The organism is Microbacterium sp. MYb72, assembly GCF_002979415.1.
Taxonomy (GTDB): domain Bacteria; phylum Actinomycetota; class Actinomycetes; order Actinomycetales; family Microbacteriaceae; genus Microbacterium; species Microbacterium natoriense.
This window is the reverse complement of the sequence record NZ_PCOT01000018.1, coordinates 33,939-58,110: the sequence shown is the minus strand read 5'-3', so window position 1 is coordinate 58,110 and position 24,172 is coordinate 33,939. Positions and strand designations below refer to the sequence as shown.

Below are 24,172 nucleotides of genomic sequence, written 5' to 3'. Positions count from 1 at the left end.
TGCACATCGCTGTGCTCCGGTCGGGTCCGGTGAATCGATCGTAACCGTATCGCACCGCCCCGGCTGGAGCACAGGAGGAAGTCTCTAGACGACGCCGAGCTGCCCCTGGCGGGCGATCACGGCATCCCGGATCGAGCGGAACAGCGGATGCTCGGGATCGAGTCCGGTGACCTCGGCGGTCAGCGCCGTGGCGTCCTCGTCATGCAGCCTCTGCTGCAGCTCCACAGCCTGCGGATCGGCCGGTTCGACGAACTCGAGTGCAGCCGACACCGCGGCGACGAGCCCCGCCGTGGAGAGGCCGCGCTCGCTCGCCATCGCGGCGGGGCCGATGAAGCGCTCGTGGCGGGAGAGCTTGCGCAGGGGCTGACGACCGACGCGGTCGACGCTGTCCTCCAGCTCGGGGTTGCGGAAGCGCTCCAGGATCTTCGCCCGGTACGCGGCGAGATCGGCCGGGTCGAGCCCGTGCTCGGCCGTCAGGACGGCAGAGGTCTCCTCCAGGGCGGCTTCGACGCTTCTCGCCACATCGGGATCCGCCAGCGCCGCGGCGATCGAGGTGGCGCCGACGCGGGCGCCGAAGTAGGCCGTCGCCGCGTGGCCGGTGTTGACCGTGAAGAGCTTGCGCTCGATGTACGGAGCGAGATTGTCGACGAAGTGCGCCCCGGGGATCGACGGACGGGAGTCGCCGAAGGGCCCCGCCTCGATCGCCCACTCGACGTACGGCTCCACCGTGACGTCGACGCCCTGCCCCGGCGCCTGAGCGGGCACGATGCGGTCGACGGCGGTGTTCGCGAACACGGCCTTCGCCAGGAGCTCCGCGGCATCCGTCCCCGCGGCCTTCTCGACCTCCGCGCGCAGCTGGTCGGTGGCGCCGATCGCGTTCTCGCAGGCCATGATCTGCAGCGGAGGAGCGTCCGCGTTGCGGCGACGGAGCCCCGCGACGATCGACGGAGCCACGAATCGCAGAACCGTGGGGCCGACGGCGGTGGTCGCGACGTCCGCCGTGGAGAGCTCGTCGGCGACGGCATCCGGGTCCAGACGGCTGTTGACCGCCCGGAAGCCGGTGACGATGTGATCCACTCCGCCGGGGCCGGCCTCGTGCACGGTGTACTCCGAGGCCGCGTTGATCGCGTCGACGAGCTCGTCGGCGACGTCGGAGAACACGATCTCGTATCCGCCGTCGTGCAGCAGCAGTCCGACGAATCCGCGGCCGATGTTGCCCGCGCCGAAGTGGACCGCCTTCATCAGGCGTTCACCGCCGAGAGGAGGGCGTACAGCTCGTCGGCCGTCTGCGCCGCCGCGAGCTTCGCGACCTCGTCGTCATCGGAGAACAGGATCGCGATCTGGGAGAGGATCTCGAGGTGCTCGTCGCCCTTGCCGGCGATGCCCACCACGAAGTTGGCCTGCTCTCCCGCCCAGTCGACTCCGCCGTCGTAGCGCACGACGGACAGGGCGGAGGCGAGGATCTCGTCCTTCGTCTCGTTGGTGCCGTGCGGGATCGCCAGGCCGTTGCCCATGAACGTGGACACGGTCTCCTCGCGCTGACGCATCGCATCGACGTAGGCGGGCGTCACCGCGCCGACGGAGACGAGGATGTCGGTGGCCTCCTGGAGAGCCGCCTCCTGCGAGACGGACCCCGCGTGGATGCGGACCTGTCCGGGGGTGAGAACGCTCATGGTGATTCCTTTCTGAGTGTGGTGGCGGGGCGGGTGCCGCAGCATCCGCCCCGCCGGTCTGTCACGCGTCGGAAGCGCGCTGTTCCTGGACCATCTCGACGACCTCTTCGTACTTCGGAGAGTTCATGAAGTTGTCGACGGAGACGTGCAGCGAGTTCGGGGACTGCGCCTTCGCGCGGTCGGTCAGCTGCTGCTGGGTGATGACCACATCGGCCGTGCCGTCGAGGTTCGCGATCGCCTGGTTGATGATCGTGAGGTCCTCGATGCCCGCCTTCTTGAACTTGTTGCGCAGCACGCTCGCGCCCATGGCGGAGGACCCCATGCCGGCGTCGCACGCGAACACGATCTTCGAGATCGGAGCGGTGAGCGTTGCGGTCGTCGAGGACTCGGACGTCGCGGAGGCGGCGGCACCGCGCAATGCGTCCATCGCCGCCGAGGACTTGCCCTTGTTCGCCTCGGTCTGCGCGATGGCTGCGCCGAAGTTGTCCTCGGCCTCGAGATCCCGCTTACGAGAGGCCCGAAGGATGACTGCGGTGAGCAGGAAGGTCACCGCAGCGGCGAGCAGCACGGACAGCAGCACGATGAGCACGTTGCCGACGCCGCCGGCGGCGGGATTGGATGCCGCGAAGAACACGGCGATGATGCTGCCGGGAGCCGCAGGGAACGAGAGCCCGCCACCGAGGACCATGTTGGTGGTGACACCAGTGGCTCCGCCGGCGATCAGCGCCAGGATCGTCATCGGCTTGCTGAGCGCGTACGGGAAGTAGATCTCGTGGATTCCGCCGAAGAACTGGATGATCGCCGCGCCCGGAGCAGAAGCCCTCGCCTCCCCGATGCCGAAGAAGGTGAATGCGAGCAGCAGTCCGATACCGGGCCCGGGGTTCGCCTCGATGAGGAAGAGGATGGACTTGCCCGTCTCTTCGGCCTGCTGCAGGGCGAGCGGGGTGAAGACGCCGTGGTTGATCGCGTTGTTCAGGAACAGGACCTTCGCCGGCTCGACGATGATCGAGAGCAGAGGAAGCAGGCTGTGGCCGACGAGCCAGTCCACGATGCCGCCGAGGAAGGAGCTGATCGCGATCATGATCGGCCCGAAGGCGAAGAACCCGGCGATCGCGAGCAGCATTCCGAGGATTCCGGCAGAGAAGTTGTTCACCAGCATCTCGAAGCCGGCCTTGATCTTGCCTTCCCAGATCTTGTCCATCTTCTTGGTGAGCCACCCGGCGAGGGGCCCCATGATCATCGCGCCGAGGAACATCGGGATGTTCGTGCCGACGATCACGCCCATCGTGGCGATCGTCGCCACGACGCCGCCGCGCTCGCCGTAGACCATGCGGCCGGCGGTGTTGGCGATGAGGAGCGGAAGCAGGTAGGTGATCATCGGGCCGACCAACCCGACGTACTGCGGGAAGGTCGTGCCGTCCTCGGTCGTCGCCAGCGCCGTCATCGCCCCCTGCCAGCCGATGAGGTCGGCGTTTCCAAAACCGCCGAGGATGTCGGACACCGGGTGCCAGTTGCCCAACCACCCGACTGCGATGAAGAGCATGGTGATGAAGCCCCAGGCGATGAATGCCGCGATGTTCGGCATGATCATGCCCGAGAGGAACGTGCCGAAGCGCTGCACGCCCGTTCGGAGGCTGCGCGTTGTGGCAGCCGGTGACGTCGTCGTCATGATGGTCTCTTTCAGTGTTGAGGGAGGGTAGCCGCGAGGGTGGTCACGGCGGTTCGGGCGGATGCCGCATCGTCTGCGGCGAGGGCGGCCTCGGCGAGGCTGCGCGCCTCGTCGAGGGTGCGTGTGGCGAGGATGCGACGGACGTCGGCCAGGGCAGACGGAGCCATGGAGAGACTCGTCGCTCCCAGGCCGATGAGCACGACGGCGAGCAGCGGATCGGCCGCGGCCTCTCCGCAGATCCCGACGGGCTTGCCCAGCCGGGCGCCGGCGGCGCCCACCTCGCGCACGAGGCGCAGCACGGCGGGGTGCCAGGGGTCCTGGAAGCCCGCCACCGAACCGAGCAGGCGGTCGGCGGCCATCGTGTACTGCGTGAGGTCGTTCGTGCCGATCGAGGCGAAGTCCGCGTGCGCCAGGACCCGATCGGCGAGCAGCGCGCTCGACGGCACCTCGACCATCACTCCCGCCGTCTTCAGCCCGTACTCACGCGCGAGGGTCGTGAAGTACACGGTCTCCTCGACGGTGGCGACCATCGGCGCCATGACCCAGAGGTCGGCGTCGGTCTCGGCATCCGCCTCCGCGAGTGCCGTGAGCTGCTCACGCAGGATGTCCTCGCTGGCGCGCAGAGCACGCAGGCCGCGAAGCCCCAGTGCGGGGTTCTCCTCGTGCGAGTCGTTGAGGAACGCCAGCGGCTTGTCGGCGCCCGCGTCGAGCATCCGCACGACCACCTTCTTGCCGGGGAACGCCGCGAGCAGCTCGCGATAGGACTCGCGCTGCTGCGCGATCGTCGGAGCCTGCGCCGAGGAGAGGAACAGGAACTCCGTGCGGAAGAGCCCGACGCCCTCGGCCCCGCGCGCGACGGCATCGGCCGCGTCTGCAGGCTTTCCCAGATTCGCCAGCAGCGCGATGCGCGTGCCGTCGGCGAGGGCGCCGGGAGTCAGTGGTGCCGCATCCGCCGAGAGGCGTGCGGCGGCGCGCTCGGCGGCGCGGTTCTTCTCTTCGTCGCTCGGGTCGGCCGTGACGATCCCGGCTGCGGCGTCGACGATGACCGTCTGGCCGGTGGCGAGGTCTGCGGCCGCTGCGGCGCCGACGATCGCGACGATGCCCTTCTCCCTGGCCAGGATCGCCGTGTGCGACGTCGGCCCGCCGTCGAACGTGACGAGGGCGAGCACCTTCTCCAGGTCGAGCAGAGCGGTGTCAGCGGGAGCGAGGTCGCGGGCGACCAGGACGAACGGGTGACCGGGGTCGGGCACGCCGGGGGCATCGACCCCGCGCAGCCGCGCGAGCACCCGCTGGGCGATGTCGTCGAGGTCTGCGGCGCGCTCGCCGAGGTAGCCGCCGACGGCCTCCAGAGTCGCTCTGAAGCCCGCGAAGGCGTCGTGCACAGCCCACTCCGCGGTGCCGCCGGCGTTCAGCCGCTCGTCGATCTCGTCCTGGAGGGTCGGGTCCTCGGCGATCATCGCCTGGGCCTCGAGCACCTCCTGCGCCGATCCTCCTGCGGTCGCGCCTCGGGCGGTCAGCTCCTGCGCCACGGCGGCGACGGCCTCGCGGGCGCGCGTCCGCTCGGCGTCCGCGCCGAGGGTGCTCGCGGTGTTCTGCGGCGCGGGCATGGCTTCCGTCATGCGCACCACGGGGCCCTGGGCGACGCCCAGGCCGATCCCGACTCCTCTGAGCTCGGTCATCCGGCGCTCTCCTGGTCGTGGTCGGTGGTCAGCAGCTCCGTGAGCGTGTCGAGCACGCCCTCGGCGTTCTCGCCGTCGGCGGTGAGGGTCACGTAGTCGCCGAACTCGATCGCCAGGGCGATCACCCCGAGGATGCTGGCGGCGTTGACGGCCTTGCCCGAGTCCTTCGCGATCGTGACGGCGATGCCCGAGTCCTTCGCCGCCTGGGCGAACAGCTTCGCGGGGCGGGCGTGCAGGCCGTGGGATGAGCCGATCCGTACGGTGCGTGTGGCGGTCATGATCTTCCTTCCGAAGAGGTGCGGTTGTCAGCGAGGAGGGCGCGGACGAGCGCGAGCGTGCGGCGCCCGTCGCGGTCGGAGAAGACGTCGTCGGGGAGCACGGCGACCGGCATCGGCAGGACCTCCTGCAGATCGGCGGCGCGGTCCTTCAGGTGCGGTCCGACCAGGATCAGGTCGGCGCTGGACTCGGTGACCGCCTGAGCGGTGCCCGCAGAGGTCTCCCAGTCGAGTCCCGCAGCCTCGGCCGCGCGGCGAAGACGCTGCGCGACGAAGGTGCTCGACGCGCCCGCACCGCAAATCACGAGGATCTTCATTGATTCCGCCTTCCTGAGAACAGTCTGTGAGCCGATGGGGGTGCGCGGCCAACACGAACCTTTCCGCCCCCGCGGAACGTCGCCTTCCGCCCCCGGCTCCCCGGATGCTGACATCATGGGATGCGCGGGACAGGGCCGTCACCCGCGAGTGAGGATCGGAGGAACATGTCGCGCCAGCGTCAGGACCAGCTCCTCACCACCCTGCTCCGTCATGACACCTGGGTCACGGCGGCGAGTCTCGCCGATCAGGTCGGCGTCACCCCGCGCAGCATCCGCTCCTACGTGGCGGCTCTCAACGCGAGAGTCGCCGGCGCGGACGCCGTCGAGTCGGGTCCCGCCGGATACCGGGCAGGGGCATCCGCACGCGATGCTCTCCGCACCCGCACGGGCGCCGAGAGCACCCCGCGGCATCGCCTGCACGCCGTGGTGCGCATGCTCCTGGACGACGCGGGTGGAATCGACGTCTTCCAGGCCGCAGACCGGCTGCACGTCAGCGAGGCGACGCTCGAGGCCGATCTCACCAGGGTGCGCGGCCTTCTCGACGGTTCAGGGCTCTCCCTGGAGCGGGACCGCGAGCAGGTGAGGCTCCGCGGCTCGGAGGAGGCGCGGCGCCGCCTGATCAGCAGGCTCGCCCACGACGAGTCGGATGCCGCGTCCTTCCACCCCGAGGTCTTCCGCACCGCGCTCGTCGGCAACGCGGTCGACGCGAGCGCCGTCGGGCCGTTCAAGTCCGCGCTGGTCGACGAACTGGGAGCGCTGGGCTACTTCGTCAACGAGCTCGCGATATCCGACGTGCTGCTGCACATCGCCATCGCGGCCGACCGCGTCGCGGCGGGGCATGCGCTCGCCGCGGAGGCGGAAGGGGTCCGCGACGAGATCCCCCAGGTTGGGAGAGTCCTCGCCCGCCTCGCCGAGGAGCACTTCGGCGTGCCGCTCGGCGACGGCGACAGCGCCCACCTGGCCTCGCTCGTGCTCACGCGCGTCGTCGCCCCCGGCGACACGGCCACCAGAGACGTCGCACGCAGCGGCGTCGAGCCGCGCGTCGAGCGGGCCGTGCGCGAGGAGCTGCAGCGGGCGGCATCCGAGTACCAGCTCGACCTCGTCGATGACACCTTCGTGCTCCGGCTCGCGCTGCACATCCAGAATCTGCTCCGCCGCGCCGAGACGCAGGCGCTGTCGCGGAACCCGCTCACGCGATCGCTCAAGTCGACGTATCCGATGATCTTCGAGGTCGCGGTCTCGATCGCGAGCGGGCTGCACGACCGGGTGGGATCGCCCATCCACGACGACGAGATCGCCTACATCGCCATGCACGTCGGCGGGCGACTGGAACGAAGCCGTGCGGCGGCGTCGATCCTCACCGCGACCATCGTCTGCCCCGGCTACTACGAGCTGCACGAGCTGCTCCGCTCCAGCGTCGACCGATCGCTGGGGTCCTCGATCGAGGTGACCAGCGTCGTGACCAGCGTCGACCCCGACTGGGCGTCCTTCGGGACCGACCTGGTCCTCAGCACGATCGAGCCGGGGATCGCGGGGGAGCGGTTCGTCCGCATCCACCCGTTCTTCTCCGACACCGACGCCGAACGCGTGCAGCAGGCGGCGGCGCGGCTGAGGAGAGCGAGGCGTCTCAACAGGCTCCGCGAGGAGCTGTCGCGCTACTTCGACGCCGAGGCGTTCGTGCACCCACTCCCCGACGAGGGCGAGGAGCAGATCATCCGCCGCCTCGGCGATCGGCTCGTGCGCAGCGGACTGATTGGCGAGGACTACGTCGAGAACACGATCGTGCGCGAGCGCATGTCGTCCACGGCGTTCACCGACGCGCTCGCCGTCCCGCACGCGCTGCAGATGACCGCGATCCGCACCGCGATCGCGATCGGTGTCGCCGACGGATCGGTGGCGTGGGGCGACGGCCGTGTGCAGGTGGTCGCCCTCGCCGCGTTCAGCGAGAGCGACCGCGCTGCATTCCAGACCGTGTTCGAGCAGCTCGTCGAGGTCTTCAGCGAACGCGAGAGCGTGCAGAGGATCGTCCGCAGGGGCACGACGTTCGAGTCGTTCCTCGACGAGCTCGTCTCCGTCATCGACGGCTGACGATCACCGATCTCGAGGGTCGAGCACGGCCGCCATCGAGTCGAGGAGGGCGGCGGATGCCGGGGCATCCGCCGTCTCCAGCTCGACGACGTCGCCCTCGCCGAGGGCGAGGTCCATCACCGCGAGCACGCTGCTCAGGTCGGCCTCCGCGCCCGCAGCCGTGCGGACGATCACAGGGTGCGCGGACGACATCGCCAGCCGCGCCAGCTCGGCCACAGGGCGCGCATGGATGCCGTTGTGGGCGCTGATCGTGATCCGTCTGGTCTGCATCGTCACCACCGCCGGCAGCTCAGGAGCGGTCTCCGAGCAGCGCGCGGACTCCCGTTTCGAGGTCGGCGACGGCCTGTGCTGCCGCGTCGGCGGTGTCGCCCTTCGCGTCGATGTACACCTTGAGCTTCGGCTCGGTGCCGCTCGGGCGCACGATGACGCGTGACCCGTCGGCGAGCCGGTAGCGCAGCACGTCTCCGGAGGGCGCCCCCGGTGCGGCACGGAGCAGGTCCTCGGCGGAGGCGATCGCGTGCGAGCCGATCTGGGTCGGCGGCAGCGTCCTCAGCGAGAGCATGACGTTGCCGATGACGGAGAGGTCGTCGACTCGCACCGACACCTGGCCGCTGGCGAAGTGCCCGTAGGTCTCGCCCAGCTCGGTGAGGAGCGTCGCGATGGTCGCACCCCGATCGCGCGCCTCCGCAGCCAGGCCGAGGATCGCGATCGCCGCGGAGATGCCGTCCTTGTCGCGGACGGTCTCCGGGTTCACGAGGTAGCCCAGCGCCTCCTCGAATCCGAAGGCGATCCCCGGTGCGCGGGAGATCCACTTGAACCCCGTGAGCGTCTCGTGGAAGTCCAGTCCGTGATGCGCCGCGATGGCGCCGAGGCCGGGGGAGGACACCAGCGAGCACGCGAGGGACGCGCCGGGCGTTCCGGCCGCCGCGCGTGCCGCACGGGCGCCGAGCAGCAGCCCCACCTCGTTGCCGGTGAGGCGACGCCAGCCGCCCTCGGCGGTCTCATCGGGGATCGCGACGGCGAGGCGATCGGCATCCGGATCGTTCGCCAGGATGAAGTCCGCCTGCACGCGACGTGCACGCGCGAACGCCAGATCCATCGCGCCCGGCTCCTCCGGGTTCGGGAAGGACACCGTGTGGAAGGTCGCGTCGGGGTCGAGCTGCTCGCCGACCACCATGGGCTGCGGGTAGCCGGCGACGCGGAGGATGCGCGAGAGCGTCTCCCATCCGACGCCGTGCATCGCGGTGTAGACCCAGCGCAGGCCGGTCGCCGTCGAGGGCGCCGGAGCGACAGCCGCGGTGGCCTCGACGTACGCCGTCACGACGTCCTCGCCGGCCGTCTCGTACGCCGACGACCGCGGAAGGGCCTTCACATCGCCGGCATCCGCGATCCGCTGGATGTGCGCGGCGATCTCCGCGTCGGCGGGGGCGACGATCTGCGATCCCTGATTCTCGCCGCCCAGGTAGACCTTGTAGCCGTTGTCGTTCGGCGGGTTGTGGCTCGCCGTGACCATGACCCCGGCGTCGGCGCCGAGGTGGCGCACCGCGAAGGCGAGCACGGGCGTCGGCAGCAGACGGGGGAGCAGGATCGCGCGCAGGCCGGCCCCGGCGAAGATCTCGGCGGAATCCGTCGCGAACACCCGGGAGTTGCGGCGGCCGTCGTAGCCGATCACGACGGTCGGCGTGCGGCCATCGGACTTCTCGCGCAGGTACGCGGCGAATCCCGCGGCGGCCTGGGCGACGAGCACCCGGTTCATCCGGTTGCTGCCCGCTCCGAGCTCGCCGCGGAGCCCTGCGGTGCCGAAGGCGAGCCGGGCGCCGAAGCGGTCGGCCAGGTCGGCGGCTGCCGCCTCGTCGCCGCTCGCGGCGCGGGTGACGATGCCGGCGAGCTCGTCGCGCGTCTGCGCATCGGGGTCCTGACGCAGCCAGGCACGGGCCGTGGCGAGAAGCTCCTCGCTCATAGCGCCTCGATGACGTCGGCGAGCAGCTTGGTGATCACCGGCTCGGCGAGCTGACCGGCTTCGATGACCTCGGCGTGGCTGAGCGGCGTCTTCTGGATGCCGGCGGCCAGGTTGGTGATGAGGGAGAACCCGAGGATCTCCATGCCGGCCTGGCGGGCGGCGATCGCCTCGAGGGCGGTGGACATGCCGACGATGTGGCCGCCCATGTGCTTCGCCATCTGCACCTCGGCGGGGGTCTCGTAGTGCGGACCGGTGAACTGCGTGTAGACGCCCTCGTCGAGGGTGGGGTCGATGGTCCTGGCGATGTCGCGCAGACGCGTCGAGTACAGGTCGGTGAGGTCGACGAAGGTCGCACCCTCGAGGGGGGAGTCGGCGGTGAGGTTGATGTGATCGCTGATGAGCACGGGCTGGCCGGGCTTCCAGGTCTCGCGGATGCCGCCGGCGCCGTTGGTGAGGACCATGATCTTCGCCCCCGTGGCCGCGGCGGTGCGGACGGAGTGGACGACGCGGCGGACGCCGTGCTTCTCGTAGTAATGGGTGCGGGCGCCGATGACGAGGACGTTCTTGCCGTCGGGAGTGCGGATGCTGCGCAGGGTGCCGACGTGGCCCTCGAGGGCGGGCTTGGAGAAGCCGGTGACCTCGGTGGCCGGGATGGTCGCGACCGTCTCGCCGATGATGTCGGCGGCCTTGCCCCATCCGGAGCCGAGGGTGAGGGCGATGTCGTGCTTCTCGACGCCGCTCAGCCGCGCGATGTCGGCGGCGGCGGTCGCCGCCACCTCGAACGGGTTCGCGGTGGGGTCGTCGAGGGGGTTGCTGTGAATCTCGGGCATGGATCCACTCTAGGAAGGTGGAGGGCTCCCCGCCAGGATTGCGGAAGAATGGATTCCATGTCTTCCACCACTTTCGAGCGCACTCAGCGCGTCGCCGTTCTCGGCGGCGGTCCCGGCGGCTACGAGGCGGCTCTCGCCGCCGCCCAGCTCGGAGCCGAGGTGACACTGGTCGAGCGCGTCGGCGTCGGAGGATCCGCCGTCCTCACGGACGTGGTCCCCTCGAAGAGCCTGATCGCGACGGCCGACGCCGCCGTCGCGATCTCCGAGGCCAGCGACCTCGGCGTGCAGTTCTACGCGAAGGGCGAGCACGGCAAGCCGCTCAAGCCCGAGATCGCGATCAACCTCGCCGCCGTCAACAAACGGCTCATCGCCCTCGCGGGCCAGCAGTCCGAGGACATGCGCTCCACCCTGCTGGAGGCGGGTGTCCGCATCCTCTCCGGCCACGGCCGCATCGAGGGGGCGAACGCGATCGTCGTCTCCACCGGTCAGGGCGGAACCGACTTCGACCGCGTCGAGGCCGACACCATCGTGGTGGCGGTCGGCGCCTCTCCCCGCGAGCTGGACTCGGCGAAGCCCGACGGCAAGCGGATCCTCACGTGGACTCAGCTGTACGACATGAAGGCGCTCCCCGAGCACCTCATCGTGGTCGGCTCCGGTGTGACCGGGGCGGAGTTCGCCTCGGCATACATGAACCTCGGCGCGAAGGTGACGCTCGTCTCCAGCCGCGAGCAGGTGCTCCCCGGTGAGGACCAGGATGCGGCGCGCGTCCTGGAGAAGGTCTTCAAGCGCGGGGGGATGCAGGTGCTCTCCAAGGCGCGTGCCGACCGCGTCGAGGTCACGAAGGACGGCGTGACGGTCACGCTCTCCGACGGTCGCACGGTCGACGGCAGCCACTGCCTGATGGCGGTCGGCTCGATCCCCAACACCGCGGGCATCGGGCTGGAGGACGCGGGGGTCGAGCTCACCGAGTCCGGTCACGTCCGGGTCAACAAGGTGGCACGCACGTCCGTGCCCAACATCTACGCGGTCGGCGACTGCACGAACTTCTTCCCGTTGGCATCCGTCGCCTCCATGCAGGGCCGCACGGCGGTGTTCCACGCGCTCGGAGACATCGTCATCCCGCTCGAGCAGATCAAGATCACCTCGAACATCTTCACGGCGCCGGAGATCGCGACGGTCGGGTTCTCGGAGAAAGACGTGGAGGACGGCGTCGCGGACGGCCTCGTCTACAAGCTGCCGCTCGCCGCGAACCCGCGCGCGAAGATGATGGGCATCAAGGACGGCTTCGTCAAGCTGATCGCGCGCAAGGGATCCGGCACCGTCATCGGCGGCGTGATCGTCGCGCCGAAGGCCTCGGAGCTGATCTACCCGATCGCTGTCGCCGTCGAGCGTCGCCTGACGGTCGACCAGGTCTCGCGCGTCTTCGCGGCCTACCCCTCGCTGTCCAGCAGCATCACCGACGCGAGCCGCGCGATGCACCTGGTCAACGCGAACATCACCTGAGCGGACCGACGCCGGTACGGAAAAGGCGCCCCGCCGGAGCGGGGCGCCTTTTCCGTACCGGTGGCTCAGCTGATCGTGAGCAGCTGGTGCCCTGCGGAGACCGTGGCGCCGGCATCCGCGTTGATGTTGCCGACGACGCCGTCCTTGTGGGCCTGCAGGGGCTGCTCCATCTTCATCGCCTCGAGGACGACGACGAGATCGCCCTTGACGACCTGCTGCCCCTCCTCGACCGCGATCTTGACCACTGTGGCCTGCATCGGGGACTTCACCGCGTCGCCGGAGGCGCCCGCGTTGACGGTCGTGGAGTGGCTGCGGCGCGACGGCGGAACAGCCGCGGGGCGCCCTGCCGTGCCCACGGCGGCGGCGACGCGGTCGGGGAGGCTGACTTCGAGGCGCTTGCCCCCGACCTCGACGACGACCGTGTGGCGCCCGCTGGTCTCGGCCAGCGGCTCCAGCTCGCCGTCCCAGGCGGGGATGTCGTTCACGAACTCGGTCTCGATCCAGCGCGTGTACACGCCGAAGACGCCGTCCTCCGCGGTGAAGGCCGGGTCGTTCACGACCTTGCGGTGGAACGGGAGGACCGTGGGAAGGCCAGCGACCTCGAACTCGTCGAGAGCACGGCGCGAGCGCTCGAGCGCCTCGGCGCGGTCCTTGCCGGTGACGATGATCTTCGCGAGGAGCGAGTCGAAGGCGCCGGAGACCGAGTCTCCGGCGGTGACGCCGGAGTCGAGGCGGATGCCGGGGCCGCCGAACGTCTTGAAGACGTGGATCGGGCCCGGCTGGGGCAGGAACCCGCGACCGGGGTCCTCGCCGTTGATGCGGAACTCGATCGAGTGGCCCTGGGGCTCGGGGTCGTCGTAGTCGATGGTGCCGCCGGCGGCGATGCGGAACTGCTCGCGCACCAGGTCGATGCCGGTGACCTCCTCGGACACGGGGTGCTCGACCTGCAGGCGCGTGTTCACCTCGAGGAACGACACGGTGCCGTCGGCGCCGATGAGGAACTCGCACGTGCCGGCGCCGACGTAGCCGACCTCCTTGAGGATCGCCTTCGACGACGCGTACAGCTGGCGGTTCTGCTCCTCGGTGAGGAACGGGGCCGGCGCCTCCTCGACGAGCTTCTGGTGGCGGCGCTGCAGCGAGCAGTCGCGAGTCGAGATGACCACGACGTTGCCCTCGGCATCCGCGAGGCACTGGGTCTCGACGTGACGCGGCTTGTCGAGGTACTTCTCGACGAAGCACTCGCCGCGGCCGAAGGCGGTGACCGCCTCGCGCGTCGCGGACTCGAAGAGCTCGGCGACCTCGTCGAGCTCACGGGCGACCTTGAGGCCGCGTCCGCCGCCTCCGTAGGCCGCCTTGATGGCGATGGGAAGACCGAACTCCTGCGCGAACGCGATGACCTCGTCGGCGCCGGACACCGGACCGGGCGTGCCGGGGGCGAGCGGCGCGCCCACCTTCTCGGCGACGTGACGTGCGGTGACCTTGTCGCCGAGCGCCTCGATGGCCTCGGGGGACGGGCCGATCCAGGTCATACCAGCGCCGATGACGGCGCGCGCGAACTCGGCGTTCTCGGCGAGGAAGCCGTAGCCGGGGTGCACGGCATCCGCTCCGGCACGGCGCGCGATCGACAGGATCTTCTCGATCTGCAGGTACGTCTCGGCGCTGGTGGCTCCGCCGAGGGCATAGGCCTCGTCGGCGAGCCGCGTGTGCAGAGCATCCCGATCCTGGTCGGCGTAGACGGCGACCGAGGCGATACCGGAGTCGCGTGCGGCGCGGATGATGCGTACGGCGATCTCGCCGCGGTTGGCGATGAGAACCTTGGCGATATCAGGCATGCTTGCCAGCCTAGCGAGAAGCCCGCCGATCTATTTGACGACTCTCCACAAGAAAAGACGAGAAACGTGTCGGGGTGCTACGACCACAGCGAGGTCCACGGCACGCCCAGCTCGGCGGCGAGGCGTCGCACCGTCGACAGCGACATGCCGACCACGGTCGACGGGTCGCCGTCGACGCGGGTGATGAACGCACCGCCCAGGCTGTCGACGGTGAACGCGCCGGCGACGTGGAGGGGCTCTCCCGTCGTCACATAGTCCGCGATCTCGGCATCGCTGATGTCGTCGGCGAAGGTCACGGACGCCTCGGCGACCGCCGTCGCCTCCGTCGGCGCCACGCCGGGAGAGACCCGGTACACGGAGTGACCGGAGTGCAGGATGCCGGTGGCGCCGCGCATCTCCCGCCAGCGCCTGGTCGCCTCCTCCGCCGTGTAGGGCTTGCCGTAGACGCGCCCCCCGAGCGCGAACATCGAGTCCCCGCCGATCACGAGCCCGTCGAACCCGCCCTCAGCGGTGAGCCGGTGCGCGACGTCCGCGGCCTTCGCCCTGGCGAGGAGGAGCACGAGCTCGGCCGGAGGCAGCTCCGCACCGCGCTCGGCGGCTGCCGCTGCCGCGACCGCGTCCTCGTCCACGTCGGGAGACAGGGTGAGCGGCTCGATACCCGCCTGACGCAGCAGCATGAGGCGGGCGGGGGAGGTGGAAGCGAGGCAGACGCGCATGTCCACCACCGTATCCTCGAAGAATGACTTCTTCCGCAGGACCGCTGCTCGATCTCGACATCACGGGGATCGCTCACGGCGGCACCTTCATCGCCCGCCACGAGGGCCGCGTCGTGTTCGTCTCCGATGCGATCCCCGGCGAGCGGGTGCGGGCGCGGCTCGACCCCTCGTCGACCGATGAGTCGCGCAGCTTCTGGCGCGCGGAGACGGTCGAGGTTCTGGAGCCGTCGGAGCATCGCCGACCGCACGTGTGGGCGGAGGCCGACGTCTCGCGCGACCCCGACGACCGTGCAGGCGGCGCGGACCTCGGCCACATCGCCCTGCCGCACCAGCGGACCCTGAAGAAGCAGGTTCTCGCCGAGGCGCTCGACCGGTTCGCGGGCGGTGGCATCGAGGCGCCCGAGATCGAGGCCGTCGACTCCGGCGACGGCACCGGATGGCGCACGCGGGTGAGCCTGCACGTCGACGACGACGGCATCGTCGGCCCCTACGCCGCGCGCAGTCACCGTGTGATCCCCGTGTCATCCCACCCCCTCGCGCGGCCGGCGGTCGCCCAGGCCGCTCTCGCGCTCCAGGGTGGCAAGCCCGGCCGCATCGATCTCGTCGAGCCCGGCGACGGGCGGGTGCGGATCATCCGGCACGAGGACTCGGGGCGGATGCCGCAGCGCGGCCGCCGCCGCGACCCGGAGGTCGTCTACGAGACGGTCGGCGACCGTCGCTTCCAGGTCGACGCAGGCGGCTTCTGGCAGGTGCATCCGCGTGCCGCATCCGTGCTCGACGCTGCCGTCTACGGAGTGCTCGACGGACACGTCGACGAGGCATCCACGCACTACGACCTCTACGGGGGCGTCGGGCTGTTCGGGGCGACGCTGGGCGATCTCGGCGCCACCGACGTCGTCACCGTCGAATCGAGCAAGAGGGCCACCGCCCATGCCAGCGAGAACCTCTCGAGCATCGACGCCACCGCCGTCACCGCCCGTGTCGACCGCTACCTGGCGTCGCTCCCCTCCAACGCGAACGCGGGCGCCGTCGTGCTCGACCCGCCGCGCGCTGGTGCGGGCAGGGCGGTCGTCGACGCGCTGCACGCGCTGGCGCCCGACGCCATCGCCTACGTCGCATGCGATCCGGTCGCCCTCTCGCGGGATCTCGGCACGTTCCGGGGTCACGGATGGACCGTCTCCACGCTGCGGGCCTTCGATCTCTTCCCCCATTCCCACCACTTCGAGGTGGTCGCTCTTCTCACTCGGTGACACGAGACCGTAAAGCATCTGGACGAACTCAGTAGGCTGGACGGATGAGCAGGGTCGCACTCATCGATGATCACGAGTCCGTCCGCCTCGGACTCGAGGCGGCGTGCGCGCGTGACGGCGAGCAGACGGTGGTCTTCTCCGGCAGCACGGTCGCCTCGTACCTCGACTGGCGTGCGGCCTCAGGAGAGGCGCCGGCGGATGTCGTCGTGCTCGATCTCACCCTCGGAGACGGCACGACCGTGACCGAGAACGTCATGGCTGTGGTCAACGACGGCGCGAGCGTGGTCATCCACAGCGTCGCCGATCGGCCCGCGGCTGTGCGGGAAGCGCTCTCCGCCGGAGCTGCGGGAGTGGTGAGCAAGTCCTCCGCGCTCGACGACGTCCTCGACGCGATCCGCACGGTGGCGCAGGGCGAAGCGCTCAACAACGTCGAGTGGGCGAGTGCGGTCGACGGGGACAGGGACTTCGCCGACGCGCAGCTCTCCTCCAGAGAGCGCGAGGTGCTGCGCCTGTACGCCACCGGTCTGCCGCTCAAGGCGGTCGCCGAACGGCTGGGGGTCGCGTACTCCACCGCGAAGGAGAACATCTCGCGCATCCGCGTGAAGTACGTCAGCGTCGGGCGCCCGGCTTCGACGAAGGTCGATCTGCTCCGGCGCGCGATGGAGGACGGAATCGTGGCCGCCGGCGGTGCGCCGAGTGCCGGCTGACACGCTCAGCATCCGCGAAGCCTGGAGCAAGATCCCTTCTCCCGGCGGGGCCGAGACCGGCTTCGAGAGGTTCACGGGCAAGCGCATGGAGCGCATCCTCGCGACCGTGGCCGCGATCGGCTCCGCCGCATTGGGCGTACAGGCATTGATCGCCGCGGTCGCATCGCTGTCCCTTCCGGACGCTCCGCAGGTGGCGATGCTGCTGGTGGTCTTCGTGCCGCTCATCGCGATGCTGATCGCCTGTCTGATCGGACGCGGGGTCCGCACGACATCGGGCATCTTCGCGGTCGCCTACGTGCTCGCGCTCGCCGTCTGGCCCGTGGTCGTCGATCAGCGGATCAAGGTCGCCGCGGAGCAGCCGTGGATCTTCTTCCTCGTCAACGTCGGAGTGGTGGCGGCGATGCTCGCGTTCCCGCTCTGGCTCCAGTTCACCTGGGCCGCGGGGATGCCGTTCGTCTACGGCTACGTGCGCCTCGTGCAGGGCGAGTTCTCGCGGGAGTTCTGGGTGACCACCGCGTTCGACGTGTCGTTCACGCTGATCCTCGGCATCGTGATCATCTCCCTCGGCTGGATGTTCCGCTCGGTGGCCTCCGGCGTCGACGACGTCCGGGGGCGGGCGGTGTCGGCCTATGCCGCAGCCGCCGCGGCAGCCGCGGCGGAGGAGGAGCGCGTGGCGATGTCCGCGCTCATGCACGACAGCGTGCTGGCCGCACTGATCGCCGCTGAGCGTGCGGAGGGGGAGCGCGCCAAGGATCTCGCCGTCGCCATGGCGCGGGAGGCGCTCACGAGGCTCGCCAACACCGAGGCGGCCGTCGCCCAGGAGGGCAGTGACGAACCGGTCGCCGTCGCGCAGATCGTCGCGGAGCTGCGCAGAGCCCTCTCCGAGCTCGGCGCCGATGCGATCGTCGAGGAGCGCGGCGGCATCGGGCTCCTTCCAGGGCGCGTCGCACGGGCGCTCGTCCTCGCCGCGAGGCAGGCGCTCGGCAACTCCGTCACGCACGCGGGCGGCAGGGGGCTGCACATCATCGCCGAGGGGCGCGGGGACGAGGGGATCCGGGTCACGATCAGCGACAGCGGCCCGGGGTTCGACATCGAGGCGATCGGGGCCGACAGGCTCGGCATCCGCGCGTCGATCCTCGCGCGCATGGCCGGCGTCGCCGGAACCGCGTCGATCGACTCCGGCGAGGCCGGCACGGTCGTCACTCTCGGCTGGGAACGCTCATGAACCGCACCGTGCGCAGTGTGGCGACACTGCTCGCCGTCGGCTTCGCGATGTACTTCGCTGCCAGGGGAGTGTGGTGGATCGAACAGCCCAGCGCGCCCCTGCTGATGGTCGCCGCGATCGCGGTGTACCTCGTCGTCGTGAACATCGCGATCCTCTGGGGTTCGGCCACGACCGTGCGGATGCCGCTCTGGGCGGGTGTCTCCGCGGCGGTGTCGAGCTTCCTGATCCCGAGCCTCGCCACCCATTCGCTGGACGCCGCCTACCGCACGGCCCCGTTCGCGACGTGGTACATCGGCGGCATCGGGCTGCTCGGCGTCGTCTGCATCGTCCGTCGACGCTTCCTCATCGGATGGATCACGCTGCTGGGGCTCGTCGTGGTCTCGTCGATCCATCTGGGTCTGCTCGTCTCGCTCTCCCTGGGGCTCGTCGGGTCGATCATGTGGGTCGTCGTGGCGCGGCTCCTCGTGCTGTTCTGGGATCGGGCGATCCGCGACACCGAGAGACTGGCCGACATCCAGCAGGCCGTTTCCGCATGGCATGCGACCCAGCAGGTCCGTCAGCGCGAACGGCGGCTTCGCACCCAGTTCGCTCTGGCCGTCGCCGGTCCCGTGCTCAGCCGCACGGTGGCCGCGCACGGCGACCTCACGGAGGAGGAACGCCTCGAGGCGAGGCTGGCCGAAGGGCGGCTCAGGGATGAGCTCCGCGGGGCGGATCTGCTGAACGACGCGGTGCGCGACGCGATCGCCGACGCTCGGCGCCGGGGCGTCGCGGTGACGGTGTTCGACGAGGGCGGTCTCGACGAGATCGGGGAGGAGCGTCGCGCCGAGATCCGCGATGAGCTCGCCAGGGTGCTCGCGGATGCTCATGCCGATCGCGTCATCGTCCGCGCCGCACACGACGAGAGAGTCGCGGTGACGGTCGTGGGCCGTGCCAGCGCCGGCTCGTCGAGCGACGACGACTCCGTAGATCTCTGGCACGAGATTCCGCGAGACCCGGCGGCGCGATAACGGCGCCCCCATCTCGGCTCTGATCGGGGGAGGGGGTCAGAGCCGAGAGAGAAGAGAGTGGGCGAGGGGCGGCGAAGCCGCCCGCCCCTCGCCGTTGCGGCCCAGTTACCCGAAAACTGTCCGCTGGTGGCCGATCATCGTCTGTCTACCCTGGGACAGAGAGACCAGCCGAACGCGAAGCGTCCCCCTAAGTCTCTCCCTTCGGGGAAACGTTGTCTGTAGGTATTTTGGGGGACACGAATCGGCGGCGGATGCGGAAGGATAGGACGATGGGCATACGCCGAGGTACGAATCTCCCCCGCATGGGTGACTTCAATCAGTCCGTGATCCTGGAGGCGATTCGTCGTTCCGGTGAGGGGCTCAGCAGGATCGAGCTCGCCGACGCCACGGGCCTGTCGGCGCAGACGGTGACGAACATCACGCGGCGACTGCTCGAGGATGGTCTGATCACCGAGGCAGGGCGCACGATCAACGGGCCAGGAAAGCCCCGGATCACCCTGCGACTGGTCGCGGACAGCCGCTTCTCGATCGGCATCCACCTGGATCCGGCCGTGATCACCTTCGTGCTCCTCGATCTCACCGGATCGGTCGTGCGCCGCCGGGTCGTCCGGACGCCCGCGAAGGATCCGCGACGGATCGTCGATGTCATGGCGCAGGCCGTGGACATTCTGATCGCGGATGCCGGTGTGGCTCGCGATGATGTCGCAGGAATCGGCGTGGCGGCGCCTGGGCCGCTGAATGCCGCCAAGGGCACCGTCATCGATCCTCCGAAACTGCACGGATGGCACCGGGTCCCGCTGCGAGCCGTCCTGGCGGAGGCGACCGGATTCGACGTGACTCTGGAAAAGGACACGACGGCGGCCGCGGTGGGGGAGCTGTGGACCGGCCACGGGCCCGCTGACGACTCGTTCCTCTTCGTGTACCTCGGAACGGGGATCGGAGCGGCCCTGGTGCGCGACGGGGACCCCGCGCGCGGCTCGACACGGAACTTCGGCGAGATCGGACACATCATCGTCGACCCCGACGGACCGTCCTGCCTGTGCGGGATGCGCGGGTGCGTCGAGGTGGTGTGCACCCCGCAGGCGATCGTCGAGCAGGCCGAGCGCGCCGGAGTCTTCGTCGACGACCGGGAGGGCAGCGATGTCGAGGCCGTCGAGGCGCGCTTCACGCTGCTGTGCGAGCGGGCTGCCTCCGGTGACGAGCCCGCTCTGCAGGTGCTGCGTCGTGCAGCCGAGCATCTGACGGTGCTGATCGCGGCCCTGACCAATGTCCTCGACGTCGACAGGGTCGTGCTGGGAGGCCCGTTCTGGTCTCGCCTGGCCGAGGTGTACCTGGCCGAGATCCCGACGCTCCTGGACAGGCTCAGCGCCACGAAGGCCGTGCACACGCTCCCCGTGGACGGCACGGTGGTCGGCGATGACGTCGGCGCGGTCGGTGCGGCATGCGTCGTGCTCGACTCGGTGCTCACCCCGCGGGCATCCGACCTCTACCTGGAGGAGTGACCTCCGGCGCGGGGATTTCGGCGCGCCCTCTTGACATCAATAACTCTAATCGATGTATTATTGCGTGTGCGCCGATCTGGGGAGACCGCGGTATCTGATTCCGCTGTCGATTCGGCGAAAGTGTGTCTGCGCGATCCGTGGGCTGGGGGGCCCGCGGATCCGCAGACTCTCTCACGCGGCCGCGGTGTACCGCGCACGGAATCGCGGGATCACCCCGAGAAGCGCCCCCACGGGATGTCGCGGCGCAACGGCGTGCGCAGCGATCGCTGGGTGCGCGCCCAGGCGGAGACGCGGGTCTCCGCCGCGACCGCGGCTTCCTCTTCGCGTGCGTAGGCGTCGCTGACGACCGCGATCAGGGCGGCGAGCTCTTCCTCGGTCGCCGTGCCGTGTGTGATCTCGACGGTCGGCGGCAGGGACTCTGACGGGTCCATCACAGCGGGATGTTCCCGTGCTTCTTCGGGGGTAGCTCCGCACGCTTGCCCCGAAGCGCTCGCAGGGCCTTAGCGATCGAGACGCGCGTGTTCGCGGGCTCGATGATGCCGTCGATCTCTCCGCGTTCCGCGGCGAGGAACGGACTCGTGACGCTGTACGTGTACTCGTTGGCGAGGCGCGTGCGCACGGCTGCGACGTCTTCGCCGGCCTCTTCGGCCTTCTTGATCTCGCCGCGGTACAGGATGTTCACGGCGCCCTGTCCGCCCATGACCGCGATCTCGGCCGTCGGCCAGGCGAGGTTCACATCGGCGCCGAGCTGCTTCGAGCCCATCACGATGTACGCGCCACCGTAGGCCTTGCGCAGGATCACGGTGACCAGCGGCACCGTCGCCTCGGCGTAGGCGTAGATGAGCTTGGCACCGCGGCGGATGACGCCCGTCCACTCCTGATCGGTGCCCGGCAGGTAGCCGGGCACGTCGACGAGCGTCACGATCGGGATCGAGAACGCATCGCAGAAGCGGACGAACCGGCTGGCCTTCTCGCCAGCCTCGATGTTCAGCGTTCCGGCCATCTGCGACGGCTGGTTGGCGATGATGCCGACGGAGCGGCCCTCCACGCGGCCGAAGCCGATCACGATGTTCGGGGCGAACAGCGGCTGGACCTCGATGAAGTCGCCGTTGTCGACGACGTGCTCGATGACGGTGTGGATGTCGTAGGGCTGGTTCGCGGAGTCGGGGATGATCGTGTTCAGCGTGCGGTCGGCATCCGTGGTCTCCCACTCGAAGCCGCTCTCATATCCCGGGATCTCCGCCATGTTGTTGTCGGGAAGGAAGCCGAGCAGCGTGCGCGCGTAGTCGATCGCGTCGTCTTCGTCCTCTGCGAGGTAGTGCGCGACGCCGGAGCGGGTGTTGTGCGTCAGTGCACCACCGAGCTCCTCCATGCCCACGTCCTCGCCGGTGACGGTCTTGATGACGTCGGGGCCGGTCACGAACATCTGGCTGGTCTTGTCGACCATGATGACGAAGTCGGTGAGCGCGGGTCCGTACACCGCGCCGCCGGCCGCCGGCCCCATGATGATCGAGATCTGCGGGATGACACCGGAGGAGCGGGTGTTCAGGCGGAAGATCTCGCCGTACTTGCTGAGGGCGAGCACGCCCTCCTGGATGCGCGCGCCGCCGGAGTCGAGGATGCCGATGATGGGCATGCCTCCGGTGAGGGCGAACTCCATGATCTTGATGATCTTGTCGCCGGAGACCTCGCCGAGCGATCCGCCGAAGGTCGTGAAGTCCTGCGAGTAGACCGCGACGGTGCGTCCGTGGATCGTGCCGACGCCGGTGACGACGGAATCGCCGTACGGGCGGTTGCGGTCCATGCCGAACGCGGTCGTGCGGTGGCGCACGTACTCATCGAATTCGACGAAGCTGCCGGGGTCGACGAGGAGCTCGATGCGCTCGCGGGCGGTCATCTTGCCCTTCGCGTGCTGCTTCTCCTGCGCGACCTTCTCGGCGTCGACAACGGCTTCGTTGTAGCGCGCGCGGAGGTCTGCGATGCGGCCGGCGGTGGTCAAGAGTTCGGGCTTTTCCGTCACGATTTCCACCCTAGCGTCGGGGCGGGCATGACCGTTGGATGCTCGCCACAACGGGGCGCCGGATCCTTTGGCGACTCTCGTCGAAGGATCCGGCTCATCCCTTCGCCGTCCAGGACCCGCCGTTCTCCCAGAACCGGCCGATGTCCTCCAGCGGGCGTCCCTTGGTCTCCGGTGCCAGCCAGGTGACGAAACCGAAGGCGAGCACCGCGATCACGCCGAAGATCGCGAAGGTGCCCGCGCCGCCCGCCGACTGGAGGAGAGAGGGGAAGACGAGCCCCACGATGACGTTCGCGACGAGGTCGGCCGTGAGCATGACGGTCGCGCCGAGAGCACGCAGATGCGCGGGCATGGCCTCTCCGGCGTACACCCACACGAGGGATCCGAAGCCGAAGGTGAAACCGGCGGTGAAGAGGATCAGCCCGATGAAGCCCAGCACGGTGAGCGCTCCGTCGAACGCCCCGCCGCCGACGAGGAACACGCCGACGAGGAGGGCGTTCGCCGCGATCATCGTTCCGATGCCGATGAGGAGCACGGGGCGGCGCCCCATGCGGTCGATCACGAGCAGAGCGATGAAGACCGCGATGAGACCGGCGACCTGGACGAGGGCACTGAACCCGAGCTGGGTCACGTGGTCGGTGTAGCCCATCGACTTGAAGATGCTCGGGCTGTAATAGACGATCGCGTTGATGCCGGTCGCCTGAACGAAGAACCCGAGTCCGACCACGAAGAGCGTGGCGCGAAGGAAGGGCGGTCGCAGCAGGTCGAGCCAGCCGGAGGTGTGGGCGGTCGCGAATCCCGCGGTGATGGTCTCGATCTCGGCATCGATGTCGATGGCGTCGCCCTCGATCTGGGTGAGGGCCTTTCTCGCCTCGGCCGTGCGCCCCTTCATGATGTACCAGCGCGCCGTGTCGGGGAGGCGCAGGAGCAGCACGGTGATGATGATTCCCGGAACGGCGGCGAGCCCCAGCATCCATCGCCAGCTCCCGGTCGGCGCGAGCGCCATGGCGATGAGGTAGCCGAGGACGATGCCCGACACCGTCGCCACCTGATACAGCACGAGGAAGGCGCCTCGTGAGCGGGTCGGTGCGGACTCCGCAACGAACACCGGGACGACGACGACCGAGACCCCGATCGTGAGTCCGAGGAGGAAGCGAGCCGCGATCAGGAACTCCAGGCTCGGAGCGATGCCGCTCAGCAGCGAGAAGAGGGTGAAGGTCGATGCGACGAGGACCATCGTCGGCTTCCGGCCGATGCGGTTCGCCAGTGCGCCGCCGAAGAGCGCGCCTGCGATCTCTCCCACGACCACCGTGGTGGCCAGAAGGCCCTGTCCTGCGGCGTCGAGTCTGAACTCCTCGGTGAGATAGATGAGCGCTCCGCCGATGTTCGACGAGTCGTAGCCGTAGATGATCCCGACGGTTGCGGCCGCGACGCCGATCATGATCGCGAGACGCGTCAACCTCGGCGTCTCCGTGAGTGCGTGCATCTCGCTGCCTTCCTTCGGCCGATGCACCAGATGCGGCCTGTGTGGTGAGAACGGCCCTCGCGACGGTTTCGTGTCAACTCGGACCGATGCCGACGGATCGGATGCGTGGTCGATCGTCGTCATGCGACGAACCTCCACACGTACTCCAACCCGTCTGCCTGACGGAACCAGGCTACGGTCACGATCACCTCGTCGAGGTCAGCCGCGCACAGGCACACCTCGATCTGCTCGGCGGGGAGGACCTGCCCCCACAGTTGCGTGCGATCCCGACCGCCGTCATCCCGGAACACTCGCACGAAGTCGGCGGGTTCTGCCGCGTGGTTGATCACGAGGGGGTGGGCGGGATCCGCACGCGAGACGTGCCAGGGAACGCGGTACGCGGAGGGGAACGGAACGAAGGAAGGGACAGCGGGTCTCGGCATGCGGGTCACGCTAG

22 protein-coding genes are annotated in these 24,172 nt (G+C 69.5%); 7 read left to right on the top strand and 15 right to left on the bottom strand.

Going from position 1 to position 24,172, the window contains the following annotated elements; all coding sequences use genetic code 11:
• Positions 1-84 precede the first annotated feature (84 nt).
• The 6 genes from CQ047_RS11510 to CQ047_RS11485 form a co-directional block, all read right to left on the bottom strand.
• Positions 85-1,242 carry a mannitol-1-phosphate 5-dehydrogenase gene (locus CQ047_RS11510; protein WP_105675338.1) on the bottom strand — a complete coding sequence of 386 codons (1,158 nt, stop codon included), beginning with the start codon at positions 1,240-1,242 and terminating at the stop codon, positions 85-87.
• On the bottom strand, positions 1,242-1,673 hold the full coding sequence (locus CQ047_RS11505) for a PTS sugar transporter subunit IIA (RefSeq protein ID WP_105675336.1): 432 nt from the start codon (positions 1,671-1,673) through the stop codon (positions 1,242-1,244). The genes CQ047_RS11510 and CQ047_RS11505 overlap by 1 nt, the downstream gene beginning before the upstream one ends.
• A gap of 61 nt (positions 1,674-1,734) precedes the next feature.
• Positions 1,735-3,342 carry a PTS mannitol transporter subunit IICB gene (locus tag CQ047_RS11500; protein WP_105675334.1) on the bottom strand — a complete coding sequence of 536 codons (1,608 nt, stop codon included), beginning with the start codon at positions 3,340-3,342 and terminating at the stop codon, positions 1,735-1,737.
• Between the two features lie 11 nt (positions 3,343-3,353).
• Entirely contained in the window at positions 3,354-5,021 is a 1,668-nt protein-coding gene (gene ptsP, locus CQ047_RS11495; RefSeq protein ID WP_105675332.1) for a phosphoenolpyruvate--protein phosphotransferase, read from the bottom strand.
• Entirely contained in the window at positions 5,018-5,299 is a 282-nt protein-coding gene (locus tag CQ047_RS11490) for an HPr family phosphocarrier protein (RefSeq protein WP_105675330.1), read from the bottom strand. Before CQ047_RS11490 ends, ptsP begins: the two co-directional genes overlap by 4 nt.
• Positions 5,296-5,613: a PTS sugar transporter subunit IIB gene (locus tag CQ047_RS11485; protein WP_105675328.1), complete on the bottom strand. Its 318-nt coding sequence runs from the start codon at positions 5,611-5,613 to the stop codon at positions 5,296-5,298. The genes CQ047_RS11490 and CQ047_RS11485 overlap by 4 nt, the downstream gene beginning before the upstream one ends.
• A gap of 165 nt (positions 5,614-5,778) precedes the next feature.
• Here CQ047_RS11485 and CQ047_RS11480 point away from each other — a divergent pair, with 165 nt between their 5' ends.
• A complete protein-coding gene (locus tag CQ047_RS11480; RefSeq protein ID WP_105675326.1) occupies positions 5,779-7,701 on the top strand; it encodes a transcription antiterminator in 1,923 nt (640 codons plus the stop codon).
• A gap of 3 nt (positions 7,702-7,704) precedes the next feature.
• On the opposite strand, the gene CQ047_RS11475 is transcribed toward CQ047_RS11480, so the two are convergent.
• Genes CQ047_RS11475 through CQ047_RS11465 form a run of 3 tightly spaced genes read right to left on the bottom strand, consistent with a single transcriptional unit; the run spans position 7,705 to position 10,491 of the window.
• A complete protein-coding gene (locus CQ047_RS11475) occupies positions 7,705-7,971 on the bottom strand; it encodes an HPr family phosphocarrier protein (RefSeq protein ID WP_146114333.1) in 267 nt (88 codons plus the stop codon).
• 19 nt (positions 7,972-7,990) lie between these two features.
• Entirely contained in the window at positions 7,991-9,661 is a 1,671-nt protein-coding gene (locus CQ047_RS11470) for a phospho-sugar mutase (RefSeq protein WP_105675322.1), read from the bottom strand.
• Positions 9,658-10,491, bottom strand: a complete 834-nt coding sequence (locus tag CQ047_RS11465; protein ID WP_105675320.1) for a purine-nucleoside phosphorylase — start codon at positions 10,489-10,491, stop codon at positions 9,658-9,660. Before CQ047_RS11465 ends, CQ047_RS11470 begins: the two co-directional genes overlap by 4 nt.
• 48 nt (positions 10,492-10,539) lie before the next feature.
• Here CQ047_RS11465 and CQ047_RS11460 point away from each other — a divergent pair, with 48 nt between their 5' ends.
• Positions 10,540-11,994, top strand: a complete 1,455-nt coding sequence (locus CQ047_RS11460; protein WP_181155917.1) for an NAD(P)H-quinone dehydrogenase — start codon at positions 10,540-10,542, stop codon at positions 11,992-11,994.
• A gap of 65 nt (positions 11,995-12,059) precedes the next feature.
• On the opposite strand, the gene CQ047_RS11455 is transcribed toward CQ047_RS11460, so the two are convergent.
• The gene (locus CQ047_RS11455) at positions 12,060-13,826 is read right to left on the bottom strand and encodes a biotin carboxylase N-terminal domain-containing protein (RefSeq protein ID WP_105675316.1); all 1,767 of its coding nucleotides are present in this window, start codon (positions 13,824-13,826) and stop codon (positions 12,060-12,062) included.
• Positions 13,827-13,903: 77 nt separating this feature from the next.
• Positions 13,904-14,542: a nucleoside triphosphate pyrophosphatase gene (locus tag CQ047_RS11450; RefSeq protein ID WP_105675397.1), complete on the bottom strand. Its 639-nt coding sequence runs from the start codon at positions 14,540-14,542 to the stop codon at positions 13,904-13,906.
• Between the two features lie 23 nt (positions 14,543-14,565).
• Between CQ047_RS11450 and CQ047_RS11445 the strand changes: the two genes are divergently transcribed.
• From CQ047_RS11445 to CQ047_RS11425, 5 genes are all read left to right on the top strand, one after another.
• On the top strand, positions 14,566-15,792 hold the full coding sequence (locus CQ047_RS11445) for a class I SAM-dependent RNA methyltransferase (RefSeq protein WP_105675314.1): 1,227 nt from the start codon (positions 14,566-14,568) through the stop codon (positions 15,790-15,792).
• Positions 15,793-15,836: 44 nt separating this feature from the next.
• Complete coding sequence (locus tag CQ047_RS11440; protein ID WP_105675312.1) at positions 15,837-16,499, top strand: response regulator transcription factor; 663 nt, start codon at positions 15,837-15,839, stop codon at positions 16,497-16,499.
• Positions 16,489-17,724, top strand: coding sequence for a sensor histidine kinase (locus tag CQ047_RS11435; protein ID WP_105675309.1), 1,236 nt, complete (start codon positions 16,489-16,491; stop codon positions 17,722-17,724). The genes CQ047_RS11440 and CQ047_RS11435 overlap by 11 nt, the downstream gene beginning before the upstream one ends.
• Positions 17,721-18,731, top strand: coding sequence for a hypothetical protein (locus tag CQ047_RS11430; RefSeq protein ID WP_105675307.1), 1,011 nt, complete (start codon positions 17,721-17,723; stop codon positions 18,729-18,731). Before CQ047_RS11435 ends, CQ047_RS11430 begins: the two co-directional genes overlap by 4 nt.
• Positions 18,732-19,033: 302 nt before the next feature.
• Positions 19,034-20,233 carry an ROK family transcriptional regulator gene (locus tag CQ047_RS11425; protein ID WP_105675305.1) on the top strand — a complete coding sequence of 400 codons (1,200 nt, stop codon included), beginning with the start codon at positions 19,034-19,036 and terminating at the stop codon, positions 20,231-20,233.
• Positions 20,234-20,442: 209 nt separating this feature from the next.
• On the opposite strand, the gene CQ047_RS11420 is transcribed toward CQ047_RS11425, so the two are convergent.
• The 4 genes from CQ047_RS11420 to CQ047_RS11405 form a co-directional block, all read right to left on the bottom strand.
• Entirely contained in the window at positions 20,443-20,664 is a 222-nt protein-coding gene (locus CQ047_RS11420) for an acyl-CoA carboxylase subunit epsilon (RefSeq protein ID WP_105675303.1), read from the bottom strand.
• The gene (locus CQ047_RS11415) at positions 20,664-22,253 is read right to left on the bottom strand and encodes an acyl-CoA carboxylase subunit beta (protein WP_181155916.1); all 1,590 of its coding nucleotides are present in this window, start codon (positions 22,251-22,253) and stop codon (positions 20,664-20,666) included. Before CQ047_RS11415 ends, CQ047_RS11420 begins: the two co-directional genes overlap by 1 nt.
• Positions 22,254-22,347: 94 nt before the next feature.
• Positions 22,348-23,736, bottom strand: a complete 1,389-nt coding sequence (locus CQ047_RS11410) for a sugar porter family MFS transporter (RefSeq protein ID WP_105675299.1) — start codon at positions 23,734-23,736, stop codon at positions 22,348-22,350.
• 119 nt (positions 23,737-23,855) lie between these two features.
• A complete protein-coding gene (locus CQ047_RS11405) occupies positions 23,856-24,158 on the bottom strand; it encodes a hypothetical protein (RefSeq protein ID WP_105675297.1) in 303 nt (100 codons plus the stop codon).
• Positions 24,159-24,172: the final 14 nt, after the last annotated feature.

Bases quoted from the DNA above. Each gene is read 5' to 3' on its own strand.
- CQ047_RS11510 (WP_105675338.1), bottom strand. From the start codon at position 1,242: ATGAAGGCGGTCCACTTCGGCGCGGGCAACATCGGCCGCGGATTCGTC.
- CQ047_RS11505 (WP_105675336.1), bottom strand. From the start codon at position 1,673: ATGAGCGTTCTCACCCCCGGACAGGTCCGCATCCACGCGGGGTCCGTC.
- CQ047_RS11500 (WP_105675334.1), bottom strand. From the start codon at position 3,342: ATGACGACGACGTCACCGGCTGCCACAACGCGCAGCCTCCGAACGGGC.
- ptsP (WP_105675332.1), bottom strand. From the start codon at position 5,021: ATGACCGAGCTCAGAGGAGTCGGGATCGGCCTGGGCGTCGCCCAGGGC.
- CQ047_RS11490 (WP_105675330.1), bottom strand. From the start codon at position 5,299: ATGACCGCCACACGCACCGTACGGATCGGCTCATCCCACGGCCTGCAC.
- CQ047_RS11485 (WP_105675328.1), bottom strand. From the start codon at position 5,613: ATGAAGATCCTCGTGATTTGCGGTGCGGGCGCGTCGAGCACCTTCGTC.
- CQ047_RS11480 (WP_105675326.1), top strand. From the start codon at position 5,779: ATGTCGCGCCAGCGTCAGGACCAGCTCCTCACCACCCTGCTCCGTCAT.
- CQ047_RS11475 (WP_146114333.1), bottom strand. From the start codon at position 7,971: ATGCAGACCAGACGGATCACGATCAGCGCCCACAACGGCATCCATGCG.
- CQ047_RS11470 (WP_105675322.1), bottom strand. From the start codon at position 9,661: ATGAGCGAGGAGCTTCTCGCCACGGCCCGTGCCTGGCTGCGTCAGGAC.
- CQ047_RS11465 (WP_105675320.1), bottom strand. From the start codon at position 10,491: ATGCCCGAGATTCACAGCAACCCCCTCGACGACCCCACCGCGAACCCG.
- CQ047_RS11460 (WP_181155917.1), top strand. From the start codon at position 10,540: ATGGATTCCATGTCTTCCACCACTTTCGAGCGCACTCAGCGCGTCGCC.
- CQ047_RS11455 (WP_105675316.1), bottom strand. From the start codon at position 13,826: ATGCCTGATATCGCCAAGGTTCTCATCGCCAACCGCGGCGAGATCGCC.
- CQ047_RS11450 (WP_105675397.1), bottom strand. From the start codon at position 14,542: ATGCGCGTCTGCCTCGCTTCCACCTCCCCCGCCCGCCTCATGCTGCTG.
- CQ047_RS11445 (WP_105675314.1), top strand. From the start codon at position 14,566: ATGACTTCTTCCGCAGGACCGCTGCTCGATCTCGACATCACGGGGATC.
- CQ047_RS11440 (WP_105675312.1), top strand. From the start codon at position 15,837: ATGAGCAGGGTCGCACTCATCGATGATCACGAGTCCGTCCGCCTCGGA.
- CQ047_RS11430 (WP_105675307.1), top strand. From the start codon at position 17,721: ATGAACCGCACCGTGCGCAGTGTGGCGACACTGCTCGCCGTCGGCTTC.
- CQ047_RS11425 (WP_105675305.1), top strand. From the start codon at position 19,034: ATGGGTGACTTCAATCAGTCCGTGATCCTGGAGGCGATTCGTCGTTCC.
- CQ047_RS11420 (WP_105675303.1), bottom strand. From the start codon at position 20,664: ATGGACCCGTCAGAGTCCCTGCCGCCGACCGTCGAGATCACACACGGC.
- CQ047_RS11410 (WP_105675299.1), bottom strand. From the start codon at position 23,736: ATGCACGCACTCACGGAGACGCCGAGGTTGACGCGTCTCGCGATCATG.
- CQ047_RS11405 (WP_105675297.1), bottom strand. From the start codon at position 24,158: ATGCCGAGACCCGCTGTCCCTTCCTTCGTTCCGTTCCCCTCCGCGTAC.